Origin of the sequence: Rhodoferax sp., assembly GCF_014859475.1 — a bacterium.
Lineage (GTDB): Bacteria > Pseudomonadota > Gammaproteobacteria > Burkholderiales > Burkholderiaceae_C > Rhodoferax.
The window spans coordinates 1-3,009 of record NZ_JACUUE010000257.1 but is presented as its reverse complement, the minus strand read 5'-3'; the positions used below and the strand labels follow the sequence as shown (position 1 = coordinate 3,009).

Annotated in this window: 2 protein-coding genes; one reads left to right on the top strand and one right to left on the bottom strand. The window is 62.3% G+C overall.

The window, feature by feature from the left end:
- Nucleotides 1-437 (top strand): low affinity iron permease family protein (locus IBX54_RS13990; RefSeq protein WP_296543269.1); only part of this gene is annotated, 437 nt, incomplete at its 5' end.
- A 91-nt stretch (nt 438-528) separates the two neighbouring features.
- Here the strand turns inward: IBX54_RS13990 and IBX54_RS13985 are convergent.
- Nucleotides 529-3,009 (bottom strand): excinuclease ABC subunit UvrA (locus tag IBX54_RS13985; protein ID WP_296543268.1); only part of this gene is annotated, 2,481 nt, incomplete at its 5' end.

The window sequence follows — 3,009 nt, the reverse complement described above, 5'->3', positions numbered from 1 at the left end:
ACAGGTCCCCCATACTGACGGCATTCGACCATTTTGCAAGCAAAGTGACACGGTGGGCTGGTTCCCCAGTTGCTTTCTGTTTAGCGTTAGCTTGCGTGCTTGTCTGGGCTGCCGCAGGACCAGTATTCTCTTTCTCAGAGTACTGGCAACTGGTGATTAACACCGGCACGACCATTGTCACATTTCTTATGGTTTTTTTGATCCAGCAAAGCCAAAATAAGGACAGCGTCGCACTACATCTTAAGCTTAACGAGTTATTGGCAGCGAGTAAATCTGCCAGCAATCGTATGATTGGGATTGAGGACCTCGATGAAGAGCAGCTTCGTGAAGTCGCAAATTTCTATGATCAACTGGCAACTCAGGCTCGCGCTCAAAAAGCATGCAAAGAAATTCATTCTATTGACGAAGAAGTGACACAAGCCTTGAACAGAGAATAGCGACAGAAACCAGTCGACGTGCACCCACGCAAAAGCTGTTGTCGAGCGCGTATTGCGGTTTTTCCAAGGTACCGGATCGCAAGCGAGCCATTCAGTTTGCGGGGGTGTTGTTCAATGCTGCCGCCAGATACCGTGCCGTGCGCGAGGCGGTGCAACGTGCCACCTGATGCGGTGTCCCAGTCGCTACGATGCATCCACCTTGTGTTCCCGCACCAGGACCGATATCGATCACCCAATCGCTGGAGGCAACGAAGTGCATGTCATGTTCGACCACCACGACGGTATTGCCAGCCTGGACCAGTGCGTCCAGCTGCAGCAACAGGCGGTCCACGTCGGCCGGATGCAGGCCCGTCGTAGGTTCGTCCAGTACGTACAGGGTATGGCCGCGCTGGGTACGCTGCAGCTCGGTGGCAAGTTTGATGCGCTGGGCTTCACCCCCTGACAGCTCTGTCGCGGGCTGGCCCAGACGCAAATAGCCCAGCCCGATGTCGCGCAGCGCATGCAGCGGCCTCAGCACGGCAGGCTCGGCGGCAAACGCCTCGCAGGCAGCGTCCACCGTGAGGCCAAGGACATCGGCGATGCTGAGCCCGTTCCACGTGATGGACAGTGTGTCGGAGTTGTAGCGCGCGCCGTGGCAGGTGGGACACGGCGCGTACACGCTGGGCAGAAAAAGCAGTTCGACGCTCACGAAGCCTTCGCCCTCGCAGGTGGAACAGCGGCCTTTGGCGACGTTGAACGAAAAGCGGCCTGCGTCATAGCGTCTTTTGCGCGCTGCCGGTGTAGCTGCGAAGAGCTTGCGCACGGCATCAAACAGGCCGGTGTAGGTGGCAAGGTTGGAGCGGGGCGTACGGCCGATCGGTTGCTGGTCCACGCGCACAAGCCGGCGAACGTGGTCGGTGGCCCCGCCAAGTCGGCCTGAAGTAGTGGCGCCTTCATCTGTCATCATGATGGAGCCCGGGTCATCGCCGTCCGCTGTGGCATCAGGCGGCCCGTCGGCCAGGCTTTCACCTTCACTCGACGCAAGGGGCTGCCCCAAGTGGGCGGTGACCAACTCCAGCAGTACTTGACTAACCAGGCTCGATTTGCCCGAGCCGGAGACGCCGGTCACGGCAGTCAGGCACGCTGTGGGAAAGGCCACGTCGACGCCACGCAGATTGTGGCGGTGTACACCCTGCAGCGTCAGCCAACCCTGAGTTCGATTTTCGGATTTGGGGGTGCGCCGCTCGCGGCGTGAACGCGTGCCGTCCTCGAACAGGTAGCGACGCGTCTGCGACTCGGATATCTCTGCGAGGCCTTCGGGCGGGCCGCTGTACAGGACGCGCCCCCCACGCTCGCCGGCCCCGGGGCCTACATCCACCAGCCAGTCTGCGCGCTGCATGGTGGTCACGTCATGCTCGACCACGAAGATGGAATTGCCAGCGTCCTTCAAGCGTTGCAGCGCAGTCAGCAGCGAAGCGGTGTCGGCCGGGTGCAGTCCGGCAGACGGCTCGTCCAACACATACACCACGCCGAAGAGTTGCGATGCCAACTGCGTGGCCAGCCGTAGGCGCTGCAGCTCGCCGGGTGACAGCGTGGGCGTCGCCCGGTCGAGCGAGAGGTAACCCAGCCCCAGTCCGGTCAGGGCCTGCACGCGGACCAGCAGTTCCTGAGCGATGCGCTGTGCAGCCAGCTGCTTTTCGGGCGAGAGGTGGGGCGTGCGGCGCACATCGGGTGCGGCAGCATGGGCGCAGGCGCCGTCCGCCTTCCGTTGAAGTGCGGCGCGCTTGCGTGCAGCAGCAGTCATGGCAGCACCGGCATCGCCCGTCACGGTTGGAGTGGTCGCGCCCTCGGCCACAGGTCGGAGCACATCGGCCAAGGCGTCAAGGGGCAAGCGAGCCAGATCGCCAATGTCCAGACCGCAAAAGGTCACCGAAAGCGACTCGGGCTTCAGCCGCTTGCCATGGCAGACTGGGCAGCGCGTCCCCACCATGAACTTGGACACCTTGCGCTTCATCATTGCGCTCTGGCTGGTGGCAAATGTCTGCATCACATAGCGGCGTGCGCCGGTGAACGTGCCCATGTAGCTGGGCGGCTGGCCCGCTTGGCGCGCGCGCCGAACCTCGTCAACCGTGAGTCCCGGGTACACCGGCACGGTGGGCTGCTCGTCGGTAAAAAGGATCCATTCGCGCGTCTTGCGCGGCAAATTGCGCCAAGGCACGTCGATGTCGTGGCCCAGCGTTGTGAGAATGTCGCGCAGATTTTGGCCCTGCCAGGCGCTTGGCCAGGCGGCAACGGCCCGCTCACGCACGGTGAGCGAATCATCCGGCACCATGGACGCCTCTGTCACGTCGTAAAGACGGCCCAGTCCATGGCAATGCGGGCAGGCGCCCTGCGGGGTGTTGGGTGAAAAATCCTCCGCATACAGCATGGGTTGGTGCGCGGGGTACGCTCCAGCACGCGAGTAGAGCATGCGCACCAGGTTGGAAAGAGTGGTGACGCTGCCTACCGACGACCGCGCCGTGGGTGCGCCACGATGCTGCTGCAGAGCCACTGCAGGGGGCATTCCATCGATGCCATCAACCTGCGGAACGCC